This is a genomic window from Arthrobacter sp. KNU40, from assembly GCF_051515115.1.
Taxonomy (GTDB): domain Bacteria; phylum Actinomycetota; class Actinomycetes; order Actinomycetales; family Micrococcaceae; genus Arthrobacter.
The window spans coordinates 4,057,312-4,079,732 of record NZ_CP195850.1 but is presented as its reverse complement, the minus strand read 5'-3'; the positions used below and the strand labels follow the sequence as shown (position 1 = coordinate 4,079,732).

Sequence of the window (22,421 nt, the reverse complement as noted above, 5' to 3'; positions counted from 1 at the left end):
TCTGGCGCTATTGAAACAAGTAGCGCACACTCTAGCCGGGCTCAGCCCGGCACCGTACGGTTGCTTTCGTCTAGCCAACCACTACGGTCCCGCGACGCTCGCCCCATCCGACCCGGGAGGTGAGACACTGTCGCAGCAGTCCTTGTGAACCGTGCCTGACGTTGACTTGCCGAACGGTCTCCCCATACCAGCAGGGCCGCCCGGCGGTCCTGCTGGTATCGGTGAAGCAAAGTCGTGCCCCGACTGCCGAATGGATACCAAGCGATGAAGACCACAAACCCACTGCGCACGGCCAGCCCCGCGACGCGCCCCACGATCTCAGCACCCCTCCGGTTCCGCACGACCGCGGCGGGCAGCGTCATGCTGCTGGCCGTGGGCATGCTCTGCGGCATCGTTGCAGCGACACCCGCGCATGCCGCGGCCGCCACCATTGTGTCGCTGACGTTCGACGACAATAACGCGGACCAGCTCCCCGCTGAACAGACGATGAAATCCCTAGGACTCACCGGCACCTTTTACACCGCGTCTGGATGGGTCGACCAGCCGGGCTACCTCACCCAAGCCAACCTGGAACAGATAGCAGCCGACGGCAACGAGATCGGCGGCCACACAGTCAGTCACCCCGACCTGGTCAACCTCCCTGCCGACGAAGCGACAAGGCAGATCTGCAACGGCCGGGTAGCCCTGACGAACATGGGCTTCAAAATCACCAGCTTCGCCTATCCATTCGCATCCCAGGATCCCAACACCCAGGCCATCGTGCAGGACTGTGGATTCAACAGCGCCCGCGGGCTCGGTGACCTGCAGAGCAAGGACCCGGCCTCAGCCGGATTCCCCACAGGCGAAAGCATTCCCCCGGCAAATCCTTACGACACCGCGGCCCCCTCCGAAGTGGACAGCACCTGGACCCTGCAGGACCTGCAAAACACCATCACCAACGCTCAAGCCAACGGCGGCGGCTGGGTGCAGCTGACCTTCCACCACATCGCAACCGACACCGACCCCACCCTGACGATCAGCCCCGACCTGTTTAGCCAGTTTGCCCAGTGGTTGGCCGACCAGAAGGCCGGCGGCACCATCGATGTCCAGACCGTGGACCAGGTCATAGGCGGAGCAGTTCAACCCGTCCTGTCCGGACCCGACGTACCCGCACCGGTCCCCGGGGCCAACATGATCCAGAACCCAGGCTTGGAGAACCTTTCAAACGGCATCCCGCAGTGCTGGGCCGCGGGCGGCTACGGCACGAACACGCCCGCGTTCACCGTCATCAACCCGGGCCACAGCGGCACCAATGCCGAACAGCTCACCATCACTAACTACGTAGACGGTGATGCGAAACTCCTGCCGGCCCTGGACCTGGGGGGATGCTCCCCGACAGGGACCGTCGGCCACGCTTACCAGCTCAAGGCCTGGTATACCTCGACTGCCCCCACCCAGTTCGAGCTCTACTACCGCACCGGCACCGGATACTGGCAGTACTGGACCGCGAGCCCTCTGTTCACCGCTTCCACCGATTGGACCCAGTTGACTTGGACCACTCCTGCCCTGCCAGCCGGCGCCTCCGGCATCAGCTGGGGACTGAACATCCAAACCAACGGCACCATCACCACCGACGACTACGAAATGTACGACACTGGTTACAACACGCCATCTCCAACCCCATAATTTCCGCACATCTTAAATACGATGCATCAATTGGATTGGTAAAAGAGATTCTACTTTCTTGCTGCTGGTGATTTGGGTCGAGAGATAGGAAATTCATTCCAGACGAGTGCGCCGTCTACATTATTTCTCTTCGGTGGACGCGCATAAGCTTCTCTGGCCGCGAGAGCCCGCGCATTGCCGCTGCTCCCTCGCTCAGCTGGCTGACTGGTCCATCGCTGAGCGATCCGTACCCGTCATATTTATCCGGAGAATTGACGAATTCGGCAATGTGCTCTGCAAATGCGCGGAGACCGTTTTTCGTGAATTTATCCACCGTGTCCGGGAGGGCTTGACCACGCGCTTGACCGCGCTCTTGACCACTGGGACAGAATGGGTCCATGAGTCGAATCGCAATCATCGGCGGCCACGGCAAGGTGGCCTTGCAACTGTCCCGCATCCTGAGCAACGAAGGTCACTCGGTCACTTCCTTCATCCGCAATCCGGAACACGCGCCCGACGTCGAAGTGACGGGTGCCGCCCCGGTAGTACTCGACGTCGAGAATTCGACGACGGCGGAGATCGCCTCTGCACTTGACGGCCACGACGCGGTGGTGTGGTCCGCCGGGGCAGGCGGGGGCAATCCGCAACGTACGTATGCAGTGGACAGGGACGCCGCCATCCGCTCGATGGATGCAGCGGCGCAAACGGGCGTGGCCCGCTATGTGATGGTGTCCTACTTCGGCGCAGGACCCGGCCATGGGGTTCCCGAGGACAACAGCTTCTTCGCCTACGCGGATGCCAAGGCTGCGGCGGACGAGTACCTGCGTGCGACTGGCCTCGACTGGACGATCCTTGGCCCGGGCGCACTGACCAGCAATCCTGGGTCTGCGCTCATTGAGGTAAGCCCCGCCGATCCGAGCACCGGGACCGAAACTTCGCGGGCCAATGTTGCCCTGGTGGCTGCCGCCGTCCTGGAACTGCCCGAGACTGTCCGCCGCACCATCGAGTTCAGGGACGGCTCGGTGCCTGTGGTGGAGGCCCTCACCGCGTCCTAGCCACACGCTGCCGGGCCCGGAGCCGGGCCGGGACCGCACGTCGCCGGGATATGTTTGTAGGGCTGGTCCCGAGGCAATGCCCGGGACGCTGCCACTACGACGTCTGGGGAAATCGGGAACATGGACCAGTTGGCACTCATTGTTGGATTGCTGCTTGCAACGGTCGTTGCCGTTGGCTTGGGGGACCGCTTGCGGCTCCCGTACCCGGTGCTGATGCTGTTGCTGGCTGCGGCGATGACCTTCATTCCGGGCTTCCCGGACTTTGAGCTTGCGCCTGAACTGATCCTCCCGATCTTCCTCCCTCCGCTGCTCTTCGCGACCGCCCAGAAAAGTTCCTGGGCGGTCTTCCGGGTCCGTTGGCGGACGCTTCTGCTCATGGCGGTGGCACTCGTGGTCGTTTCGACGGCGGTTATTGCCGGAGCCTCGTGGCTCATGATTCCAGGGATCGGCATTCCTGCGGCGATCGCACTGGGCGCCATGGTGGCTCCGCCGGACCCCGTCGCGGTTGAATCCGTTGCCGGCCGCGTCCACATGCCGCGCAGGCTCATCACCGTGCTGCAGAGCGAAGGTCTGTTCAACGACGCCGCCGCGATCGTGATCTTCCAGGCTGCGGTGGCGGCGACGGTTTCAGGCACCAAGCTGGGGGTCGGCGTCGTGCTCCAATTCGTCATCGGTGCCGCCGTTGCCGTCATTGTCGGCATTGCGATGGGCTGGTTGACGAGGCTGATCACCAAGCTGGTCACCTCCATGGTGGCCCGAAGTGCCGTGACCCTGGTGATTCCCTTCGCTGCATACATCCTGGCTGAAGAGCTGCACGCCTCGGGGGTGATCGCCGTCGTCGTCACGGCCCTCGAGACACAGCGGCACGCGCGGTCGCAGGACGCAGCCGAGCGTGTCACCCGCACCGCCTTCTGGGATGTGGTGGAACTCCTTGCCACGGGCCTGGCATTCGGCCTTGTGGGTTTGGAGATCCGGCATGTGATCCGGGACGAGGGCGCAGCGATTTACGGCATGATTGGCCCGGCCGTGGCGGTCTGCGTGCTCGTGTTCGTTGTCCGTTTCGCCTGGCTCGGGCTTTTGGCAATCTCGGCCCGCAAGCGGAAGAACCTGCTGCAGCCCGCTTCCCCCAAGGAGGTCCTGATCCTGACCTGGTGCGGCATGCGGGGGCTGGCGACGCTCGCGCTCGCCTTGGCCCTTCCGCTGACTATTGCGGACGGCAGTGACTTCCCTGCCCGGCACGAGATCCTGGTCATCGCCTGCGCCGTACTGCTGGCCACCCTGGTGCTGCCGGGGCTGACCCTTCCGTGGCTCATGCGCGTGCTCAAGGCGTCCGAAGACGGTTCACACGAAAAGGATGCCGCGCGGCTCTTGGCCAAACGCGCCCAGACTGCTGCCATCTCTGCGCTCAAGGAACACGATCTGATGAAGGAGCTGCCGGCGGACAAGGTGGCCCTCGTCAAGGAAAAAATGACCCGCCTGCATGCCGAGCTGCTCGACGGGACATTGAAGAATGAGTCGGACGCTGAGAAGCGCCAACGCGGCAGGGAACTGGCGATCGCGGTCCAGACCATCGCCCTCGACGCCGCGCGCCAGGAAGTGGTCGCGGCGCGGAGTGAGCCCGGGATGGATCCCGAGGTTGCGGACCGGGTGCTGCGCCAGCTGGACCTCCGCACTATGGCGATGCCGGATTAGCCGCCGAAGGCCCTACGCGCGCCGCAACACCAGATCCAAAGAGTTCTTCTCCACGTGGTCCAGTGCGTGGCGCACCGCGCCGATGCCCACGATCGCGTCGCCCAAGGGGGACGCTGCCAGCCGTGGGGGAGTGGCGGTGTAGCTAGCCAGCTTCCGGGCGGCCGGCTCTAGGAGGACCGACGCCGAATCTGCCACCGCGCCGCCGATCACCACGAGCTCCGGGTTGAGCAAAATGGCTACTGTGGAGACTACGCGGGCCAGCCGGTCCGAGAGCCGGTCCAGGATGTCCAGCGCAACTTTGTCACCCTGGGCAGCTGCGGCGAAGACGTGTTGGGCGGTCACCTCGCGATCCGGCGGGGCTGCCGTCCGCAGCGTCGTTTTCGACTTTCCCGCCACGGCTTCCGCCGCCCACAGCCTGGCGAGTGCAGCGAGGCCGTCCGCCGATCCGACACCCTCCACCATGTCCAAATAGGCCATTTCACCCGCGCCCCCGGCAGTACCGTGAAGCAGCCTGCCGGATTCCACCAGGCCCGCACCGAAACGCTCACCGGCCAGGAGCACGGCCAGGTCCTGGACGCCGCTGCCGGCGCCGCGCCAACATTCGCCCAATGCGGCCAAGTTGGCATCGTTCTCCAGCATTACCGCCCATCCGTGCAGCTCGTGCAGGGCCTTCTTCAGGCCGACGTCGAACAGGCTCCAGAACGGCTGGCTGACGAGGATATTTCCGTCGCGGCCCACCGGGGCGGCTAGCCCGACCGTCACGGCAAGGACCTTGTCCGGTGCCACTCCGGCGGACTCGAGGGCGAGCAGCGCGGTTTCGCTGATGACCCGGATCCGTTCCTCCGCTTCGATCTCCCTGGCGCGGAATGGCCCACTGGCCCGTCCGACGGTCCTGCCGCGCAGATCGGCCACTACCACTGTGGTCTTGAGGACGCCGACGTCGATACCCAGGACGCAGCCAGCAGTTTCGTCGAGTTCGAAGCGCCGCGCGGGGCGACCCTTCTGGTAGGCGCCGAAATCGCGCTGGTTTTCCAGCTCGCGGATCCAGCCCCGGGCCATAAGGTCTTCGCACACGGAAAGGGCAGTGGCACGGGTCAGGCCGGTGGCGTCCATCAGTTCAGAAACGGTCACGGCGTTGGAAGAACGGATGACTCCGAGCACGGTGGCCGCGTTGAACCGCCGGAGCATCTGCGGAGTGGCAGTCGCGATTTCAGCCATGGCTGTTGACCTCCTGTAGGTATACGTCACATAATACTTGAGGTACTAAATTTAGATTCTAAATAAAAGTCCTATCCATCGAAGCGTCGACACAGAACAGGATTTCCTTTGTCCTCCACCGTCACCATGGCAACCCACTTCGACTCCGAGCGCTCCGAGCGCATGGCCGATCCGAACTGGTGGCGCCAAGCGGCTGTCTACCAGATCTACCCGCGCAGCTTCTCCGATGCGAACGGCGACGGCCTGGGCGACATCAAGGGCATTACCGCCAAGGTTCCGTACCTGAAGTCCCTTGGCATTGACGCCGTCTGGTTGAGCCCGTTCTACCCCTCGGCCCTTGCCGACGGCGGCTACGACGTCGACGACTACCGCAACGTGGACCCCAAGCTGGGCACCCTGGCCGACTTCGATGAGATGGCGGCCGCCCTGCACGCCGCGGGCATCAAGTTGATCGCGGACATCGTCCCGAACCACTCCTCGGACCGGCACGAATGGTTCAAGGAGGCGCTGGCGTCCCCGAAGGGCTCGGCAGCCCGTGAACGCTACATCTTCCGCGACGGCCTGGGCGAAAACGGCGAACTGCCCCCGGCCGACTGGGACTCGATCTTCGGCGGCCCGGCCTGGGAGCGCATCACCGAACCGGATGGCACCCCCGGACAGTGGTACATGCACATCTTCACCAAGGAGCAGCCGGACTTCAACTGGGACAACCCCGAGGTCCGCGAGGACTTCTTGAAGACCCTGCGCTTCTGGTCCGACCGTGGCGTGGACGGCTTCCGCATCGACGTCGCCCACGCCCTCACGAAGGACCTGCCGGAGGTTCTGCCCTCCAAGAACGAACTGCCCAAGGAAGGCGAAAACGCCTTGGGCGAGCACCCGTTCTGGGACCGCGACGAGGTACACGAAATCTACGCCGAGTGGCGCAAGGTCTTCAACGAGTACAACCCTCCCCGCACGGCCGTCGCGGAAGCGTGGGTCCATGCAGACCGCCGCGCCCGCTACGCCAGCCCCGAAGGACTGGGTCAGGCTTTCAACTTCGATCTCCTCCAGGCCGATTTTGACGCCGAACAGTTCCGCACGATCATCACGAAGAACCTCGGTGAGGCCGCGGCATCCGGTGCTTCCTCGACCTGGGTCTTCTCCAACCACGACGTCGTCCGGCACGCCACGCGCTACGGTTTGCCTGCGGGTGGCGGCCGTGACGGCTTGGGCCAGGACGGCAAGCAATGGCTGCTCGACGGCGGTTCGGCCGCCGACGTCGACGCCGAGCTTGGCTTGCGCCGGGCCCGCGCCGCGTCGCTGCTGATGTTCGCCCTGCCGGGTTCCGCGTACCTGTACCAGGGCGAGGAACTTGGGCTGCAGGAAGTCGGCGACATCGTGGCCGGCCAGCGCCAGGACCCGGCGTTCTTCCGCAACCCGGGAGTCGACGTCGGCCGCGACGGCTGCCGTGTCCCGCTGCCGTGGACCGGCAAAGGTTCGTCGTTCGGCTTCGGCGATGGACATGCCCACTTGCCGCAGCCTGAATGGTTTGCCGGCTACGCGGTGGACGCGCAGGAGAACGTTCCCGGCTCCACCCTTGAGCTGTACCGCAAGGCACTTGAACTGCGTTCGGAACTGCGGGCGGCCGAGGACCTTGAATGGATCCCCTCGGGCAATGAGTCCGTGCTGCACTTCGCGCGGCCCAACGGCTGGCAGTCGGTGACCAACTTCGGCACCGAACCCGTGGCACTTCCGGAAGGCACCGTCGTCGTGAGCAGCGCACCGCTCGACGGCGGCAAGCTCCCGGCAAACACCACGGCCTGGATCGTCTAACCTCTGGGCGCTAACCCTCACCCCTTACCCAACTGGCCCGCAGTTAATGTCGTTTTGAAGGCTGTAAACGACAACAACTGCGGGCTAGTTGGGTGTGAAAGAGTTGGAAAATGACTGCAAAGAGTGAAACAGCCGCGGGCCGGCTCATCTATGGCTGCATGGGTCTCGGAGGTCCTTGGGAGGGCAGCGAATACGGGGCTGCCGACGTTGATCAGGCCGCGGCCGCGATCGAAGCCGCCATGGGCATCGGGATCACCCTGTTCGACCACGCCGACATCTACCGCAGCGGCAAGTCCGAGGCAGTTTTCGGCGAGGTCCTGGCCAGGACGCCAGGGTTGCGGGAGAAGATCCAGCTCCAGACCAAGTGCGGAATCCGGCTCGGCCAACCCGGCGTCGACGGACATTACGACCTCAGCAAGGACGCGATCCTGGAACGGGTCAATGGAAGCCTGGAACGGTTGCGGACCGACTACGTCGACGTGCTTCTGCTTCACCGCCCCGACCCCTTGATGGAACCCGCAGAGGTGGCCTCCGCCGTCGGGCAGCTCATAGCGGAAGGCAAAGTGCGGCAATTGGGCGTGTCCAACATGTCCGGCGCGCAGATCGCCTTCCTGCAGGACCAGCTGGAGGTGCCGATCGTGGCCAACCAGCTGGAAATGAGCCTGAACCGGCGAGCCTGGCTTGAGAGCACGGTCCTGGTCAACCACGACGACGCCCTCGGCTACAGTTTCCCGCACGGCACCTTGGAATACTGCGTCGGCCAGGGGATTGAGTTGCAGGCCTACGGTTCCCTCGCCCAGGGCCGGTACACGGGCTCGACGCCGGATGCCCCGACTGCCGCGGACGCTGCGACTGCCGCTCTTGTCGCCGAGCTTGCGGAAGCAAAGGGTGTCACTCCCGAGGCCGTGTTGTTGGGGTGGCTCATGAAGCATCCGGCACGCATTTCCCCGGTGCTCGGCAGTTCCAACCCGGCGCGGATCGCTGCCTGCGCGGACGCTGCCGCCGTCGCCGCAGCCATGACGCGGACCGAGTGGTACGGCCTGTGGGTGGCCGCGCGGGGCAGCAAGCTCCCCTAAGCCCGTTAAGCCCAACTGACTCGCGTTAGATGTCGTTATGAGCCCTGAAAACGACAATAAATGCGAGTCAGTTGGGTTACGACAGCTACAGCGACACATGCGTGCTACTACAGCGGCGCGACGACAGAATACGTTGACGAGTCACCCTGGATCGACTGGCTCGGATTGCCGTCCACGCCCACCGGGATGTCGCCGGCAATCGTCACGCGGTTGAGCTTGCGCGGCTGGCCGTCGTAGTTGTCTGGGGCGTAGTGCTGGGTGATGCGGTTGTCGAAGAGCACCAACTGGTTCGGTTCCCAGTTCACGCGCACCACGTTCTCCGGTCTGGTGACGTAGGCCTGCAACAAGCGGATGATGTCCTTCGACTCCGTATTCGAAAGCCCGACGATCCGAAGGCGCTGCGCGAAGCCCCCAATGAACAATCCGCGCTCGCCGGTCAGGGGATGGACACGCACCACGGGGTGGGCGGTTTCGAATTTGATGCGGGTGAACTCCTTGCGGCGCTCATCGGCGTTCTCATGTTCCAGGTTTTTCGGCACCGAGTAGTCGTAGTCGTTGGAGTGGATCGCCCAGAGCGTGTCCGCGAATTTCCGGAGCTCGTCCGGCAGGTCCGCGTACGCTCCCGCCGAAGAGGCAATCAGGGTTTCGCCTCCATACGTCGGAAGGTCGATACTACGCAGGGTCGAAGCCTGCGGCGGGTTGACCACGAACGTGACGTCAGTGTGCCAGTTGTTCGCGGAACCGTTCTCGCTGTCCACTGGCAGTACATTCTCTTCGCCCTCCACGGAGGCCACGGTCGGATGTGCGGTGGTGAGCGGGCCGAAATGGCTGGCGAATTTCACCTGAGCCTCATCGCTGAGAATGTTGGCTTCCCGGAAAACGAGGGCCTTGTGTTCGTTGAGCGCGGCCCGGATTTGCGCCACGGTTTCCGGGGCGAGATCGCCGCTCAGGTCGAAGCCGCGGATTTCGGCGCCGATGCGGGATCCGAGCTTGGCAAATTCGAGTTTGGTTTCGGTAATGATGGACATTATTTGTTCCTTTTCTGTTGTGACTTGGTTGCGACTAAATGGGTGGATTGACGGTCAGGACCCGGACCCGACGGCGGTCCGCCAGCGGGAGAAATGCCGCTCCAGGGCCACAAGGAGGAAATTCACGGCCAAGCCCAAAAGGGACACCGTGAGGATTCCGGCGTACATGTCCGGGATGAGGAAACTGCTCTGGGCATTCACAATCAGGTAACCGAGCCCGGCCTTCGCCCCCACCATTTCCGCGGCGATCAACACCAGGATCGACGCCGTGCCGGCCATGCGGATTCCCGTGAAAATAGTGGGCACCGCGGAAGGCAGGATCACTTTGCGGAAAGGTGAAAGGCTTGAGAGGCCGAGCGATTTCGCCGCCCGGATGAGCAGCGGGTCCACCGTCTTCACCCCGGCGATCGTGTTCAAGAGGACCGGAAAGAACGCCGCGTAGGCCACGATGCTGATCTTGGACTCCTCGCCGATCCCCAGCAGCAGCGTGAACACAGGCAGCAGGGCAAGCGCGGCTGTGTTCCGGAACAGTTCCAGGAGCGGGTTCAGCACCGAATTGAGCCGTCCGTACCAGGCGATCAGCAAACCGAGGGTAACGCCAGCCACGAGGGCTGCGCCGAATCCCGAGAACGAACGGGTGAGGCTCGCGGCCAAATGCGCCTGGATGGTGCCGGATTCGAACAGCTTCCCCCATGCTGCCAGGACCACGTGCAAGGGCGGCGGGAATACCCGGGTCGAGGGGCTGGCCAGATATGTCGGCCCGAGTTCCCACAGCGCGAGGAATGCGATGATCCCTGCGGACTTCCACAGGCCGGAACCGGCGCGGGCGGCGGCGGTCCGCACAAAGTCGGGTATCGCCGTCGTGCGCCGACGCCCCGCCTCAGCAGGACCGGAGTGCCCGACGGCGGGAGGTTGCTTGGGTGCGGCGCTCGCCGCGGGCTGTTGCGCGAGTGTTGTGGTCATCAGGCTGCGCTCCTTTCGAGAGTTGTTCCCGGGACTTCATCCGGGGCCGTGCCGTCCGGCAGGATCTTGCGATGGCCGGCGTGCTGGGCCAAGCGGACTTCGTCGTGCAACAAGGTCCAGACCTTGTGCCGTTGTTCGACGAAGGCGGGGTGCGAGCGGATGTCGTCCTCGCCGTCGCGGTCCGGGATGTCCACGTCCACGATTTCCTTGAGCCGTCCAGGCCGTGCGCTGAGGACGGCGACGCGCTGCCCCAGGTACACGGCCTCGTCGATGCCGTGGGTGATGAACACGATCGTCTTGCCCGTGGCCCGCCAGATCCGCAGGAGTTCGTCTTGGAGTTGTTCACGCGTCTGGGCGTCCAGAGCGGCGAAGGGTTCGTCCATGAGGAGCACATCAGGCTCATAGGCGAGGCTCCGGGCAATGGCCACCCGCTGCTTCATGCCACCGGACAGCTCATGCGGGAAACGGTCCTCGAAGCCGGCCAGGCCAACCAGTTTGAGGTATTCGCTTGCCTTGGTGGCACGTTCGCGGCGATTGAGCTTGCGCCCGTCCGTGCCCTTGCCTTCAAGCCCGATCGACGTCCACCAATACCTCGCCGGAGGTGGGCGTGGACAGGCCAGCCAGGAGGTCCAGCAAGGTGGCCTTGCCGGAACCGCTGGGCCCCACCAAGGTGAGGAACTCGCCGTCGCGCACGTCGAGGCTCAAAGAGTCGAGGGCGGTGAGCGTAGTGGGCTCTTTCACGCCGATCTTGATGCCGTTGCCGGGCGGGGAGGTCTTGGAGCCCTTGCCGGGGCGGACGGCGAATTGCTTGGTGACATTGCGGAGGCTGATTTTGGCGGTCATCACTATCCCTTCGCGGTACTTGGGGTTGTGGTGCTTGTTGCGAGATCGTTGAATTTGTTGGTGTAGTACTTCGACGGTGCGAGATCGTTCTTGACAATCCCCGAGCTCTTCAGCCATGCAGACCAGCGGCTGAAATCCCCATCCCTGATCACACCGTTGTCGGGTACTCCGGGGCTCTTCCAGTACTGCAGGTTCGCGGTGCTCTCATTGCGTCCGCGGGCGTCGATGATCTTCTTGAAGCGCGCGATCACTTGGTCGCGCGGCGTCTCGGTCTCCCATTTGATGGCCTTGGCCACGCCCGTTGCAAAGGTCCGGGCCGTGTTGGGGTTCTTCTCGATGAAGTCGTTGCGGAGCACGTACTGTCCGCTGGCGAAGGTGCCGAAGAGTTCATAGTCGTTGAAGAGCGAGCGCAGTCCACCGGCGGCAACGGCATGGTCTTGCAAGACCCCGCCCAGGCTTCCGACGTCCACTTGGCCGCGGCGCACGGCTTCTTCAGTGTCGTTGGGCGCGACTACTACCAGTTGTACTTGCTTGATTTCGTCCTGGCTGAGCCCGTTCTTGCTGAGGTAGGCGTTGATGACGGCTTCGGAATGCGCGCCGAGGGTGTTGACTGCGATCTTCTTGCCGATGAGGTCCCTGGCGGTTTTGATGGGGCTGTCCGCCTTGACGTAGAAGCCGTTGAAGGTCTTGGCGTCTTCGCCGTAGTAGTTCACGACGGCGGTCACCGGAGCCCCTGCCTCAATCAGCTTCACGACGGCCCCGGCGAACGCTCCGCCGAAGTCGGTCTGGTTGGTGGCAGCCGATTGGATGTCCTGGGGGCCGCTGATGGTGTTGCCCACCCAATTGAGCTTGATGTCGCCCAGGTAACCGAGGTCAGCAGCCAGTTCCGGGAGCCCGACGTTGTTGGCCGAGCCTTGGTAGCGGAGTACTCTGATTTCCGGTTGACCGGCTGTCTGGCCGGCCGATTGGTCTCCCGCTTGAGCATTGCCGCCGCAGCCGGTCACCGTCAGCGCAAGTACGACGGCGGCCGCGACGCTTAGCAGGGTCTGGTGCAGTTTCATGGGAGCTACTTTCTGGGCGGTGGAATTCGTGGTCCGGGCGTGGTCTGGAGCAGACCGAACTGCCGGTGGGAACGATGTAAGCGCATGTCCACTGCTCAGTGGAAGCCCGCCAGTAACGCCCGGAAACGCCGGGAAACCGGGCGAAATCCGGCGACATGCCCGCGCAACTCCGGGCAATGCAAGGACACAATTCGCTTCGCGTCGCGGGGTTGAGCCGCGTTGAGCTGCGGGCTCCCCACAGCGCGCCAAACCCAACTGACTCGCAGTTGTTGTCGTTTTGACGGCGCATAACGACAACAACTGCGAGCCAGTTGGGGTGGGGGCGGCCTGTCACAATCGTTTTGTTCGTATTGATGCTCACACCGGTGCCAGATTCTTAGCGTTCCTGGCGGCTGGCCGGATACGGTAGATACATGACCTCAAGCACCGCCGCCGAGTCCATTCGGTCAACCCGCAGAATTCCCGCAGACATTGCACGCTCCTGGCTCCTCGTGAACGCCATGAAGACGGAGCTTTTCGACCAGTCGGCCTCATCGCGCGCGGACGCCATCATCCTTGACATCGAAGACGCCGTGGACCCGTCCCAAAAGGACATCGCCCGCGACAACGTCATCAACTGGCTGACCGCCGGCGGCCAGGCCTGGGTCCGCATCAACGACGCCACGAGCCCGTTCTGGGCCGATGACCTCGCCGGACTCCGCGGCACGCCCGGCCTGTTGGGCGTCATGCTGGCCAAGACCGAGTCAGCGGACCAGGTCACCGAGTCCTTCCACCGCATGGACGGCAAGACGCCTGTGGTCGCCCTCGTGGAATCGGCCCTCGGCATCGAGGAAGCCAACCACATCGCCCGCGCCCAGGGCGCCTTCCGCCTGGCCTTCGGTTCGGGCGACTTCCGCCGGGACACCGGCATGGCCGCCACGCCTGAAGCAATGGCCTACCCGCGTGCCAAGCTCGTCGTCGCGAGCCGCGTTGGCAACCTGCCGGGACCGATCGACGGCCCCACCGTCGGCACCAACCACCCGATCCTGCGCGAGCAGACCGGCATCACGGTGACCATGGGCATGACCGGCAAGCTCTGCCTGGCCATCGACCAGACCACGGTCATCAACGAGGTCATCAGCCCGACGCCGTCCGACGTCGCCTGGGCCACCGACTTCATGAACGACTTCGAAGCCAACGGCAGGGTCATCCGCGACGGTTCCGACCTGCCGCGCCTGGGCCGCGCCGAAAAGATCATGAAGCTCGCGGTGGCCTTCGGAGTCCAGCCCTCGCTCTAAGGGCACCCACCGACGCTCGCTCACTTATGTCCGGCTTTTTCACGACGCTCGCTCACTTATGGCGGCAATTCCTGAAACCCTCCTGCAGATGACCTGCGCGAGCGTTCGCCCACAACGGTTGATATGTGAGCGAGGGTTCGCCCACAACCGTTGATATGTGAGCGAGGGTTCGCCCACAACCGTTGATATGTGAGCGAGCGTTCGTCGGGTTTCCAGGTCCCCAGGACCCGCTGCTCTGGCAAGTGCCCTAAACTTGGGGGGTGCTGAACGAATTCTGGGCCACGGCCTCTACCGCCTACAAGACGCTGGTTTTCAGCGCGATGGGGCTTATCGCCGTCGGGATCATCCTTACGATCATCGGCAACACCTCCCATAACCAAAGCCTTGCACTGACGTCCTTGTTCGTGATCGGGCTCGGCCTGGTCCTGCATGTCGTGGGCATGGTGGTCCGCGGCCAGCAGGTCCGCAAAGGCTTGAAGAAGTAGCCTGGCGGAGCATGGCGATGGCCAAGCATGCGGTGGTGATCGCCGGAGGAGGCCCTACAGGGCTGATGCTAGCCGGCGAGATGGCGTTGGCCGGCGTCGATGTCGCCATTGTCGAGCGGCGTCCAAACCAGGATCTCGCCGGTTCACGTGCGGGCGGTTTGCACTCACGTACCATTGAGGTCCTCGATCAGCGCGGAATCGCTGATCGGTTCCTGTCCGAGGGGCAGGTGGCCCAGGTCGCGGGGTTCGGCGGCGTCCGTTTTGACATCAGCGACTTTCCCACCCGGCACAACTACGGGCTTGGGCTGTGGCAGAACCACATCGAGCGCATCCTGGCCGGCTGGGTTGCCGAGCTCGCGGTGCCGATCTACTACGGACGAGAGGTAACCGGTTTCGCGCAGGACGAGACCGGCGTCGACGTCGAGCTGTCCGACGGCGGGCCGTTGCGGGCTGAATACCTGGTCGGGTGCGACGGCGGACGCAGCCTGGTCCGTAAAGCAGCCGGAATCGAGTTCCCCGGGTGGGATCCGACCACCAGCGCCCTGATCGCCCAGGTCGAGATGACCGAGAAGCCGCCATTGGGCGTCCACCCCAATGCTTTCGGCATCCACTCCTTCGGCAAGCTGGATTACAAGATTCTCGACGGCAAGGTGGTCTACGCGGATGGCGGGCCGGTGGGGGTCATGGTGACCGAAGAGCACGTAGGCCCCGCGAGCGAACCCACCCTGCATGACCTGAGCGAGGCGCTCATCGCCGTATGCGGGACGGATTACGGGATCCACAGTCCCATCTGGATCTCCAGGTTCACCGATATGACCCGGCAAGCCGCGAGCTACCGCGACAAACGGGTCCTGCTCGCCGGCGACGCCGCACACGTGCATGCCCCCGACGGCGGACAGGGCCTCAACATGGGTGTGCAGGATGCCGTGAACCTTGGATGGAAGCTGGCCCAGGTGGTCAAGCGGACATCGCCGGAGAGCCTCCTCGATAGCTACCACGCGGAGCGCCACCCGGTGGCCGCCCGCGTGCTGCGAAATACGATGGCGAGTGTCGCGCTTCGCCGCCCGGACGAACGCACAAAAGCCGTGGGCGAGGTCATAGCCGAGCTCCTAGGCATGGAGGAACCCCGCAAGCGCTTCGCGGCGATGCAGTCCGGCCTCGATGTACATTACGACGTCGGCGAGGGGCACCCGCTGCTTGGACGCCGCATACCCGATCTCGACCTGGTCACGGCTAACGGCCCGTTGCGCGTCTTCAGCTTGCTGCACGATGCCCGGCCGGTCCTCCTCAACCTTGGATCGCCCGGCGGCATCGACATCACGCCGTGGGCGGACCGCGTCCAGTTGGTCGACGCCGCCTACCTTGGTGCCTGGGAGCTTCCGGCACTCGGGGCCGTCACTCCTCCGGCCGCCGTGTTGATTCGGCCCGACGGATACGTGGTCTGGGTGGGAGACCGAACCCAGGAGGGCCTTGCCGACGCGCTGACCGCATGGTTCGGACCGCGTGCCGCGGAGTAGTGGTACGGCGTCGATGCTCATCCGGAGACACGTCCCGGGCCGATAGGGTTGGACCATGACTATTAACCCGGACTTGCAGGGCCGCAGCTACCCTGCCGCAGAGGTGTACGACGTCGGCCGCGAGAAGATCCGGGAGTTCGCCCGGGCCGTGAAGGCCACCCATCCCGCCCACTTCGACGTCGAAGCCGCCAAAGCCCTTGGCCACAGCGACCTCGTCGCCCCGCCGACCTTCGCCATCATCGTCGCGCAGCGGGCCGATGCCCAGCTGATCGAGGACCCCGATTCCGGGATTGACTTCAGCCGCGTGGTTCACGCCGAGCAGCGCTTCACGCACCACCGCCCGATCGTTGCCGGGGATCAGTTGCGGGCCGAACTGCACGTCGACGGCGTCCGCGCCATGGGCGGCGGGGCAATGATCACCACTCGTTCGGAAATCTTCGCTGTCCGCGAGGACAACCAGCGCGAAAGGGTCGCCACCACCACCTCGTCCATCCTGGTCCGCGGAGAGGGACAGTAACCATGAGCTTGAAACTTGAAGAACTCACCGTCGGGCAGGAAATCGGCACCCGCAGCATCGAGGTCACGCGCCAGGACCTGGTCAAGTACGCCGGCGCGTCCGGCGACTTCAACCCGATCCACTGGAACGAATCCTTCGCCACCGGCGTCGAACTTCCCGGAGTCATCGCCCATGGCATGTTCACCATGGGCTCCGCCGTCCAATTGGTGAGCGACTGGGCCGGCGACCCCGCCGCCGTCATCGACTACCAGACGCGCTTCACCAAACCGGTGCTGGTCACCGACACGACCGGTACCAGCGAGCCCGGCGCCGTGATTGAGGTTGCCGGAGTGGTGGGAGCGCTCGACGCCGAAGCCCGCACCGCGCGCATCGACCTGACTGTCACCTTTGCCGGCCAGAAGGTCCTCATGAAGTCCCAGGCCGTTGTGAAGCTCGCTTGAGCCGGTTGCAACAATCAGCACCTCGCGCCACCGCGGCGGAATTGTCGCGGTGGCGTAATGCTGTGGTGGCCGCGTACGGCGCCAGCGGCCTGGCCTTCTCTTCGTGGGTCTCCCGCTTGCCCGCGATCCGCGATGGCCTGAACCTGACGCCCGGCACGGTAGGGCTCCTGCTGATGTGCATGACCGTGGCATCGTTCCTCTCCGTGTCGGCGTCCGGGGTGATCGTGATCCGGCTCGGATCACGACTGACCACGCGGATCGGCGGCGCCATGGTGGGCCTCGGCCTCGCGGTTGCCGGTTTTGGCACGTCCGTGCTGGCCAGCCCGGTGGTCGTGGCGCTTGGACTCATGGTCATCGGCCTCGGCACGGCCAGCTGGAACACGGCATCGAATGTCGAGGGAGCGTCACTGGAACGCGCCCTCGAACGGCACATCATGCCGCGTCTCCACGGATCCTTCAGCCTCGGCACCGTTGCGGGCGCAGGGCTCGGCGCTTGGGCCGCTGCCGCGGGACTGCCGGTCTTCTGGCATCTGGCCGCGGCCGGCCTGGTGGTCGCGGCCTCGGTGGTGACAACCACTGCCTGGTTCCGTGCGGATATCACCCGCCATTCCATAGCGCGAGGGGCTGCCAAGGCTTTCAAGCCCGAAAGGCCGGACACCTTCGAAGATCCTTCAACCGGCCCCTTGCCGGTCATCCAGCCGGGCGAGCCCGCTCAGCAGGGACCGGCCGAACCCTTGGACAGCAAGCGCATGGTGGCGCGGGCGTGGCGCGAACGCCGGACCCTCCTGCTTGGATTGCTCGTCCTGGGGCTCGCCCTGGCTGAGGGCGCGGCGGGGGACTGGGTGGCCTTGGCGTTGGCCGATGGCCACGGTCAATCCGATGCTGCCGGAGCCATCGGCTACGGAATCTTCGTGACCTTCATGACTGTGGGCCGTTTTGCCGGGACGGTGGTCCTGGACCGTTTCGGCCGGGTGCCCGTCATGCGTTGGTGCTCGGCCACGGCTGTGGTGGGGCTGGCGCTCTTTGTCTTCGCCCCCGTGCCGTGGCTCGCCTTCGCGGCCCTGGCCATCTGGGGTCTTGGCGCCTCTTTGGGGTTCCCGGTGGGCATGTCCGCCGCCGCGGACGATCCAGCCCATGCGGCGGCCCGGGTTTCAGTCGTCTCCACGATCGGCTATGGGGCTTTCCTTTGCGGTCCGCCGCTTTTGGGACTGCTGGCGGAGCACTTCGGCATCCTGCATTCCTTGCTCGCCGTCCTGGTCCTGCTCGTCGCGAGCTTCTTCTTGGCGCCGGTCTCGCGGAAGCGTGCCCCTGAGCCGGCGCACCCCTGAGTCGGCTAGGGCCTGCAATCCCCTGAGTCGGCTAGGGGCTGCAATCCCCGCTAGGCTTGTTTGGTGACCCAGACGATGCTTTCCGAACTGACCACGGCCGCTGTCGGTGGCCCCGCCGGCACCTTCGTGGAGGCCCGCAACGAAGCGGAAATCATCGACGCCGTCCGCTCGGCGGATGCTGCGGGCGACAAACTGCTCATCATCGGCGGGGGATCCAACTTGCTGATCTCCGACGCCGGATACGCGGGCACCGTGCTCAAGATCGCTTCGCAAGGCTTCACCGTCAATTCGGAGGATAGCTGCGGAGGCGTTTCCGTGGTGGTCCAGGCCGGGCACAACTGGGATGCCTTCGTGGAGCACTCGGTGCTGCACGCGTGGTCCGGGCTGGAAGCCCTCTCCGGCATCCCAGGAGCCACAGGCGCCACTCCAGTGCAGAATGTGGGCGCCTACGGTGCCGATGTCTCCCAGACCATCGCCGCGGTCCGTACCTGGGACCGCGAACGCAACGCCGTGCAAACCTTCACCAACTCCGAGCTCAAGTTCGGCTACCGGGACTCCATCCTCAAACAGACCACCACCGAGGGCTCACCGCGATACGTGGTGCTGACAGTTGAATTCCAACTGCCGCTCGGACGGATGAGCGCGCCCATCCGGTACGCAGAGCTGGCCCGGTCACTCGGGGTCGAGGCCGGGAAACGCGCGTATTCCAACGACGTCCGGCGCGAAGTCCTGCGGCTGCGTGCCTCCAAGGGCATGGTCCTCGACGCTTCGGACAGGGACACCTATTCCACGGGCTCCTTCTTCACCAACCCGATTGTCCCGGCAGCAGCGGCCGCGTCACTGCCCGAGGGAGCGCCGCAGTACCCGGCCGGAAACGATGGCCTCGTCAAGCTGTCGGCAGCCTGGCTGATCGACCAGGCCGGCTTCGGAAAGGGCTTCGGACTCGAACCCGCAAGCATCTCCGGCGGCCGCGCCTCGCTGTCCACCAAACACACCCTGGCCATCACCAACCGGGGAGGAGCCAGCGCGGAGGACATGGTGGCGATCGCGCGCGAGGTGCGCCGCGGCGTCGTCGAGCGTTTTGGCATTGAACTGCATCCGGAGCCGCTATTGATCGGGTTGGCCCTGTAGAAAACCGCTTAGGAACCCGCGAGGAAAGCCCTTCAGCGCTTTCCGCTCGGGAGGACCTTGTTCAGGAGCAGGAACGTCAGCCCGCAACTGGCTGCCCCCAAGAGGAAGATCTGGCTGAACGCTATGCTCTGCGGCGACGGACCGCCGGGGGAAATCCAGCCGGCTGCCGCAAAGCCAGCGACGCCCAGGAGCATAACGATGGCGGCAAGCAGGAAACTGCGCACTTGATCGCTCGCGCCTTTCTGGAACCCTGGTTCGGAATCGTCAACGTGCCGCTCGGACGAGGGCTGGCACGCGGCGGCAAGGCCCAGGAGGAGGGCCGCGGCGCCCGTGGCGGCAAGTCCCACCTCTTGGACAGCCTGCATCGACGGGGACAACCGGACCCCCGCACCAACAGCTATTGCCAAGCCGCAGACAAGCCCGACGGCGGCGGCGCACCAACCAGCGGCCGCTAACCGCCGGCTGAGCGGCCGCAGCAGCGGACCTAACTCACCGAACAGCATTCCCCTAGCGTAGGAGGGCCCGCTGGAAGGCCCCTGTGAGCGGCATGGGAGTTCCTTCAGCGGGCTAATGAGGACCGAAGCTGTCCTCCGTGCGTCCTATGATGGGGCCATGGCAGCTTCGACGAAGATCAGCGTCACTCCCAAAGTCATGGGCAGGCTGCGCCTTGCGAGCCAAGGATTGCTTGGCGGATTCAGTAGCCCGGAGGAATGCGTCTCCAGGATGGGCGCCATGCAGGCCCAGGACCTTGCCTCGGCTTTCTGGGCGGTGGGACAGCGGGTCCCCGGTTCCGGCCTCTCGAAGGTGCTGGAAGCGCTGGAGAACGGCACAGTGGTCCGGTCCTGGCCCATGCGGGGCACACTTCACTTGGTTCCGCCGCAGGACTTGCGCTGGATCCTGGCCATCACCACGGATCGGTCCATGCGTTCGGTTGCCGCACGGCATCGGGAGCTTGGGATCGACGACGCAGACATCGCCACGTGCCGGGACCTTGCCCTTGAACGGGTCGCCGGCAGCCCAGGCGCCACGCGCGAGGAACTTTTCAAGATCTTCGAATCCGCAGGCCAAGTGACCACTGCCCAGCGCGGCATCCATTTGCTCTGGATTCTGTGCCAGAACGCGTGGCTGGTCCAAGGCCCTCCGGCCGGCACGGCAGGCAAAGCGCTTGGACAGCAACTATTCGTGGCCTTCGATGAGTGGATTCAGGAATCCAAGGGCTTGGGCCGTGAAGAGGGAATTGCCGAATTCCTGCTCAGGTATATACGCAGCCACGGACCGGCCACGCTCTTGGACTTCGCGTGGTGGACCCAGATTCCCAAAGCCGAGGTCCGGGCAGCCCTCGAGGCTATTCGCAGCCAAATCGTTGAGCTCGTCTTCCGCGGAACGTCCTATTGGCTGTCGCCTGAGACGGCAACACTGCTCGACGACGGCGTCCCCGGCTCCCGGACGGTCCTCGCCTTGCCGGGATTCGATGAATTCCTGCTGGGGTATACGGACCGCAGCCTTGTCCTGCCCCCGGAGCATTTCCAGAAGGTCGTTCCGGGCGGCAACGGGGTCTTCAAGCGGATGATCGTGTCCGGCGGCGAAGTGGTGGGCACCTGGTCCCGCAGCGGCACCGGCCGGACCGCCGTCGTCGTGCCCGAACCGTTCGCCGCTGAAGGCCTGGCTCCGGCGGCCAAACGCTCCTTCGAACTCCAGGCCGCGAAGTACCTGCGGTTCATGGAGAGTTGACCGCGCCCAACTGGCTCGCAGTTGTTGTCGTTATGAGCGCTCAAAACGACAACAACTGCGAGTCAGTTGATGCCAGCAGGACGCCTAGAGCGTGCCGGTAGCGATCTTCAGCATGCGGCGCAGCGGCTCGGCAGCGCCCCACAGGAGCTGGTCGCCCACGGTGAAGGCGCTGATGTATTCAGGGCCCATCTCGAGCTTGCGGATACGGCCCACAGGGATCTCCAAGGTACCGGAGGCAGCCACCGGGGTGAGGTCAGCCATGGATGCTTCCTTCGTGTTGGGCACAACCTTGGCCCACTCGTTGTCAGCGTCCAGGAGCTTCTCGATTTCGGCGACGGACAAGTCCTCGCGCAGCTTGAGCGTCAGTGCCTGGGAGTGGGAGCGCATGGCGCCGATACGGACGCAGAGGCCGTCCATGACCACGTGGTCCTTGCCCGGCTTTCCGTTGCCCGTGCCGAGGATCTTGTTGGTTTCCACCCCGGCCTTCCACTCTTCCTTGGACTGGCCGTTGCCGAGGTCGGCGTCGATCCACGGGATCAGGGAGCCGGCCAGCGGCACGCCGAACTGGGTGGCATCGACGCCGGTGCGTTGGGTCGCAAGGACCTTGCGGTCGATTTCCAGGATCGCGGAGGCGGGATCATCCAGTTCGCTGCTGACTTCGTTGTTGAGGGTGCCGAACTGATTGAGCAGTTCGCGCATGTGGCGGGCACCGCCGCCCGAGGCCGCCTGGTAGGTCATGGAGGTACCCCACTCGACCAGGTTGTTCTTGAACAGACCGCCGAGCCCCATGAGCATGCAGGAAACCGTACAGTTGCCGCCGATGTAGTCCTTCACGCCGCCGGACAGGCCTGCGTCGATGACGTCGCGGTTAATGGGGTCCAGCACGATGATGGAGTCGTCGTTCATGCGCAGCGTGGACGCGGCGTCGATCCACAGACCGTCCCAGCCACGGCCGCGCAGCTCGCCGTGGACCTGCTTCGTGTAGTCGCCGCCCTGGGCGGTGACAATAATCGGCAGCTTGGCAAGAGTCTCAATATCGAACGCGTTCTCGAGCTTGCCTGCGCCGTCGGCAAATGACGGCGCGGCACCTCCAGCGTTCGAGGTGGAGAAAAATACCGGGTTGATGTTGGCGAAGTCGCCTTCTTCCTGCATGCGCTGCATCAGGACGGAGCCGACCATGCCACGCCAACCGACCAGTCCAACGGACGGATTAGCTGCTGTAGTCATTGAACCAGTCTAGACTTTCGCGGCTCCCGGCCGCTGTCGGTTACGTCACGAGGACATCCACGACAAACCCAACTAACTCGCAGTTGTTGTCGTTTTGGGCGCTCAAAACGACAACTAATGCGAGTTACTTGGGTGAGGGGCAGGGCACACAGCCTTACTTGCCGGAGTCGGGCTCTTCCAGCAGGGCCGCCTTGCGGGCGCGCAGGGCGTAGAAGGCGCCAAAAGCGAAGACCTGGGTCACAACTACAAGCACGATGATTCCCAGGATCTTGTTGCCGCCCAGGATCATGGTGAGTCCAACGATCGCGGACAAGAGCGCGAAGAGCGGCAACAACATGTAGCCGAGCACGAACAGGGTCTCAGGTTTCTTCAGCAT

General features: G+C 64.5%; 20 protein-coding genes and 1 pseudogene. 13 read left to right on the top strand and 8 right to left on the bottom strand.

The genetic code is table 11. The features are described from left to right. Positions 1-264 precede the first annotated feature (264 nt). From ACSKT0_RS18985 to ACSKT0_RS18975, 3 genes are all read left to right on the top strand, one after another. Entirely contained in the window at positions 265-1,665 is a 1,401-nt protein-coding gene (locus tag ACSKT0_RS18985; RefSeq protein ID WP_437771096.1) for a polysaccharide deacetylase family protein, read from the top strand. Positions 1,666-2,042: 377 nt separating this feature from the next. Further along, a complete protein-coding gene (locus tag ACSKT0_RS18980) occupies positions 2,043-2,699 on the top strand; it encodes an NAD(P)H-binding protein (protein ID WP_437771095.1) in 657 nt (218 codons plus the stop codon). A 120-nt stretch (positions 2,700-2,819) separates the two neighbouring features. Next, positions 2,820-4,391, top strand: coding sequence for a Na+/H+ antiporter (locus ACSKT0_RS18975; RefSeq protein ID WP_437771094.1), 1,572 nt, complete (start codon positions 2,820-2,822; stop codon positions 4,389-4,391). A gap of 12 nt (positions 4,392-4,403) precedes the next feature. Here the strand turns inward: ACSKT0_RS18975 and ACSKT0_RS18970 are convergent, their stop codons facing one another. Then, on the bottom strand, positions 4,404-5,609 hold the full coding sequence (locus ACSKT0_RS18970; RefSeq protein ID WP_437771093.1) for an ROK family transcriptional regulator: 1,206 nt from the start codon (positions 5,607-5,609) through the stop codon (positions 4,404-4,406). 108 nt (positions 5,610-5,717) lie between these two features. On the opposite strand from ACSKT0_RS18970, the gene ACSKT0_RS18965 reads away from it, so the two are divergent. Together ACSKT0_RS18965 and ACSKT0_RS18960 are read left to right on the top strand one after the other, a co-directional pair. Continuing rightward, entirely contained in the window at positions 5,718-7,421 is a 1,704-nt protein-coding gene (locus ACSKT0_RS18965) for a glycoside hydrolase family 13 protein (RefSeq protein WP_437771092.1), read from the top strand. A 110-nt stretch (positions 7,422-7,531) separates the two neighbouring features. Continuing rightward, positions 7,532-8,497 (top strand): aldo/keto reductase, encoded by a 966-nt coding sequence (locus tag ACSKT0_RS18960; RefSeq protein WP_437771091.1) that lies wholly within the window; start codon positions 7,532-7,534, stop codon positions 8,495-8,497. A 107-nt stretch (positions 8,498-8,604) separates the two neighbouring features. Here ACSKT0_RS18960 and ACSKT0_RS18955 read toward each other — a convergent pair whose 3' ends face one another. The 4 genes and pseudogenes from ACSKT0_RS18955 to ACSKT0_RS18940 form a co-directional block, all read right to left on the bottom strand. After that, a complete protein-coding gene (locus ACSKT0_RS18955; protein ID WP_437771090.1) occupies positions 8,605-9,525 on the bottom strand; it encodes a TauD/TfdA dioxygenase family protein in 921 nt (306 codons plus the stop codon). A gap of 54 nt (positions 9,526-9,579) precedes the next feature. Further along, on the bottom strand, positions 9,580-10,488 hold the full coding sequence (locus ACSKT0_RS18950; RefSeq protein WP_437771089.1) for an ABC transporter permease: 909 nt from the start codon (positions 10,486-10,488) through the stop codon (positions 9,580-9,582). Further along, positions 10,488-11,331: pseudogene (locus ACSKT0_RS18945) on the bottom strand (ABC transporter ATP-binding protein). The gene ACSKT0_RS18950 and the pseudogene ACSKT0_RS18945 overlap by 1 nt, the downstream one beginning before the upstream one ends. Positions 11,332-11,333: 2 nt before the next feature. Then, positions 11,334-12,392 carry an ABC transporter substrate-binding protein gene (locus ACSKT0_RS18940; RefSeq protein WP_437771088.1) on the bottom strand — a complete coding sequence of 353 codons (1,059 nt, stop codon included), beginning with the start codon at positions 12,390-12,392 and terminating at the stop codon, positions 11,334-11,336. A 413-nt stretch (positions 12,393-12,805) separates the two neighbouring features. On the opposite strand from ACSKT0_RS18940, the gene ACSKT0_RS18935 reads away from it, so the two are divergent. The 7 genes from ACSKT0_RS18935 to ACSKT0_RS18905 all read left to right on the top strand — a co-directional run bounded on the left by ACSKT0_RS18935 (position 12,806) and on the right by ACSKT0_RS18905 (position 19,087). Beyond that, the gene (locus ACSKT0_RS18935) at positions 12,806-13,669 is read left to right on the top strand and encodes an HpcH/HpaI aldolase/citrate lyase family protein (RefSeq protein ID WP_269996021.1); all 864 of its coding nucleotides are present in this window, start codon (positions 12,806-12,808) and stop codon (positions 13,667-13,669) included. Between the two features lie 260 nt (positions 13,670-13,929). After that, a complete protein-coding gene (locus ACSKT0_RS18930) occupies positions 13,930-14,154 on the top strand; it encodes a DUF3188 domain-containing protein (RefSeq protein WP_236812333.1) in 225 nt (74 codons plus the stop codon). A 17-nt stretch (positions 14,155-14,171) separates the two neighbouring features. Continuing rightward, positions 14,172-15,671 (top strand): FAD-dependent monooxygenase, encoded by a 1,500-nt coding sequence (locus tag ACSKT0_RS18925; protein ID WP_437771087.1) that lies wholly within the window; start codon positions 14,172-14,174, stop codon positions 15,669-15,671. A 55-nt stretch (positions 15,672-15,726) separates the two neighbouring features. Further along, positions 15,727-16,188 carry an FAS1-like dehydratase domain-containing protein gene (locus ACSKT0_RS18920; protein ID WP_437771086.1) on the top strand — a complete coding sequence of 154 codons (462 nt, stop codon included), beginning with the start codon at positions 15,727-15,729 and terminating at the stop codon, positions 16,186-16,188. A gap of 2 nt (positions 16,189-16,190) precedes the next feature. After that, the gene (locus ACSKT0_RS18915) at positions 16,191-16,628 is read left to right on the top strand and encodes a MaoC family dehydratase (RefSeq protein ID WP_437771085.1); all 438 of its coding nucleotides are present in this window, start codon (positions 16,191-16,193) and stop codon (positions 16,626-16,628) included. Next, a complete protein-coding gene (locus ACSKT0_RS18910; protein WP_437771084.1) occupies positions 16,625-17,956 on the top strand; it encodes an MFS transporter in 1,332 nt (443 codons plus the stop codon). Before ACSKT0_RS18915 ends, ACSKT0_RS18910 begins: the two co-directional genes overlap by 4 nt. A 63-nt stretch (positions 17,957-18,019) precedes the next feature. Further along, on the top strand, positions 18,020-19,087 hold the full coding sequence (locus tag ACSKT0_RS18905; RefSeq protein WP_437771083.1) for a UDP-N-acetylmuramate dehydrogenase: 1,068 nt from the start codon (positions 18,020-18,022) through the stop codon (positions 19,085-19,087). 32 nt (positions 19,088-19,119) lie between these two features. On the opposite strand, the gene ACSKT0_RS18900 is transcribed toward ACSKT0_RS18905, so the two are convergent. Then, positions 19,120-19,590, bottom strand: coding sequence for a hypothetical protein (locus ACSKT0_RS18900; RefSeq protein ID WP_437771082.1), 471 nt, complete (start codon positions 19,588-19,590; stop codon positions 19,120-19,122). A 109-nt stretch (positions 19,591-19,699) separates the two neighbouring features. On the opposite strand from ACSKT0_RS18900, the gene ACSKT0_RS18895 reads away from it, so the two are divergent. After that, on the top strand, positions 19,700-20,818 hold the full coding sequence (locus tag ACSKT0_RS18895) for a winged helix DNA-binding domain-containing protein (protein WP_437771081.1): 1,119 nt from the start codon (positions 19,700-19,702) through the stop codon (positions 20,816-20,818). 84 nt (positions 20,819-20,902) lie between these two features. Here ACSKT0_RS18895 and asd read toward each other — a convergent pair whose 3' ends face one another. Then, positions 20,903-22,045, bottom strand: a complete 1,143-nt coding sequence (gene asd / locus ACSKT0_RS18890; RefSeq protein ID WP_345448662.1) for an aspartate-semialdehyde dehydrogenase — start codon at positions 22,043-22,045, stop codon at positions 20,903-20,905. A 154-nt stretch (positions 22,046-22,199) separates the two neighbouring features. Continuing rightward, positions 22,200-22,421: an NF038396 family protein gene (locus tag ACSKT0_RS18885; protein ID WP_437771080.1), complete on the bottom strand. Its 222-nt coding sequence runs from the start codon at positions 22,419-22,421 to the stop codon at positions 22,200-22,202.

Excerpts from the sequence above, each read along its gene's own strand:
- ACSKT0_RS18985 (WP_437771096.1), top strand. The coding sequence starts at position 265 with ATGAAGACCACAAACCCACTGCGCACGGCCAGCCCCGCGACGCGCCCC.
- ACSKT0_RS18980 (WP_437771095.1), top strand. The coding sequence starts at position 2,043 with ATGAGTCGAATCGCAATCATCGGCGGCCACGGCAAGGTGGCCTTGCAA.
- ACSKT0_RS18975 (WP_437771094.1), top strand. The coding sequence starts at position 2,820 with ATGGACCAGTTGGCACTCATTGTTGGATTGCTGCTTGCAACGGTCGTT.
- ACSKT0_RS18970 (WP_437771093.1), bottom strand. The coding sequence starts at position 5,609 with ATGGCTGAAATCGCGACTGCCACTCCGCAGATGCTCCGGCGGTTCAAC.
- ACSKT0_RS18960 (WP_437771091.1), top strand. The coding sequence starts at position 7,532 with ATGACTGCAAAGAGTGAAACAGCCGCGGGCCGGCTCATCTATGGCTGC.
- ACSKT0_RS18955 (WP_437771090.1), bottom strand. The coding sequence starts at position 9,525 with ATGTCCATCATTACCGAAACCAAACTCGAATTTGCCAAGCTCGGATCC.
- ACSKT0_RS18950 (WP_437771089.1), bottom strand. The coding sequence starts at position 10,488 with ATGACCACAACACTCGCGCAACAGCCCGCGGCGAGCGCCGCACCCAAG.
- ACSKT0_RS18940 (WP_437771088.1), bottom strand. The coding sequence starts at position 12,392 with ATGAAACTGCACCAGACCCTGCTAAGCGTCGCGGCCGCCGTCGTACTT.
- ACSKT0_RS18935 (WP_269996021.1), top strand. The coding sequence starts at position 12,806 with ATGACCTCAAGCACCGCCGCCGAGTCCATTCGGTCAACCCGCAGAATT.
- ACSKT0_RS18925 (WP_437771087.1), top strand. The coding sequence starts at position 14,172 with ATGGCCAAGCATGCGGTGGTGATCGCCGGAGGAGGCCCTACAGGGCTG.
- ACSKT0_RS18920 (WP_437771086.1), top strand. The coding sequence starts at position 15,727 with ATGACTATTAACCCGGACTTGCAGGGCCGCAGCTACCCTGCCGCAGAG.
- ACSKT0_RS18915 (WP_437771085.1), top strand. The coding sequence starts at position 16,191 with ATGAGCTTGAAACTTGAAGAACTCACCGTCGGGCAGGAAATCGGCACC.
- ACSKT0_RS18900 (WP_437771082.1), bottom strand. The coding sequence starts at position 19,590 with ATGCTGTTCGGTGAGTTAGGTCCGCTGCTGCGGCCGCTCAGCCGGCGG.
- ACSKT0_RS18895 (WP_437771081.1), top strand. The coding sequence starts at position 19,700 with ATGGCAGCTTCGACGAAGATCAGCGTCACTCCCAAAGTCATGGGCAGG.
- asd (WP_345448662.1), bottom strand. The coding sequence starts at position 22,045 with ATGACTACAGCAGCTAATCCGTCCGTTGGACTGGTCGGTTGGCGTGGC.
- ACSKT0_RS18885 (WP_437771080.1), bottom strand. The coding sequence starts at position 22,421 with ATGCTGAAGAAACCTGAGACCCTGTTCGTGCTCGGCTACATGTTGTTG.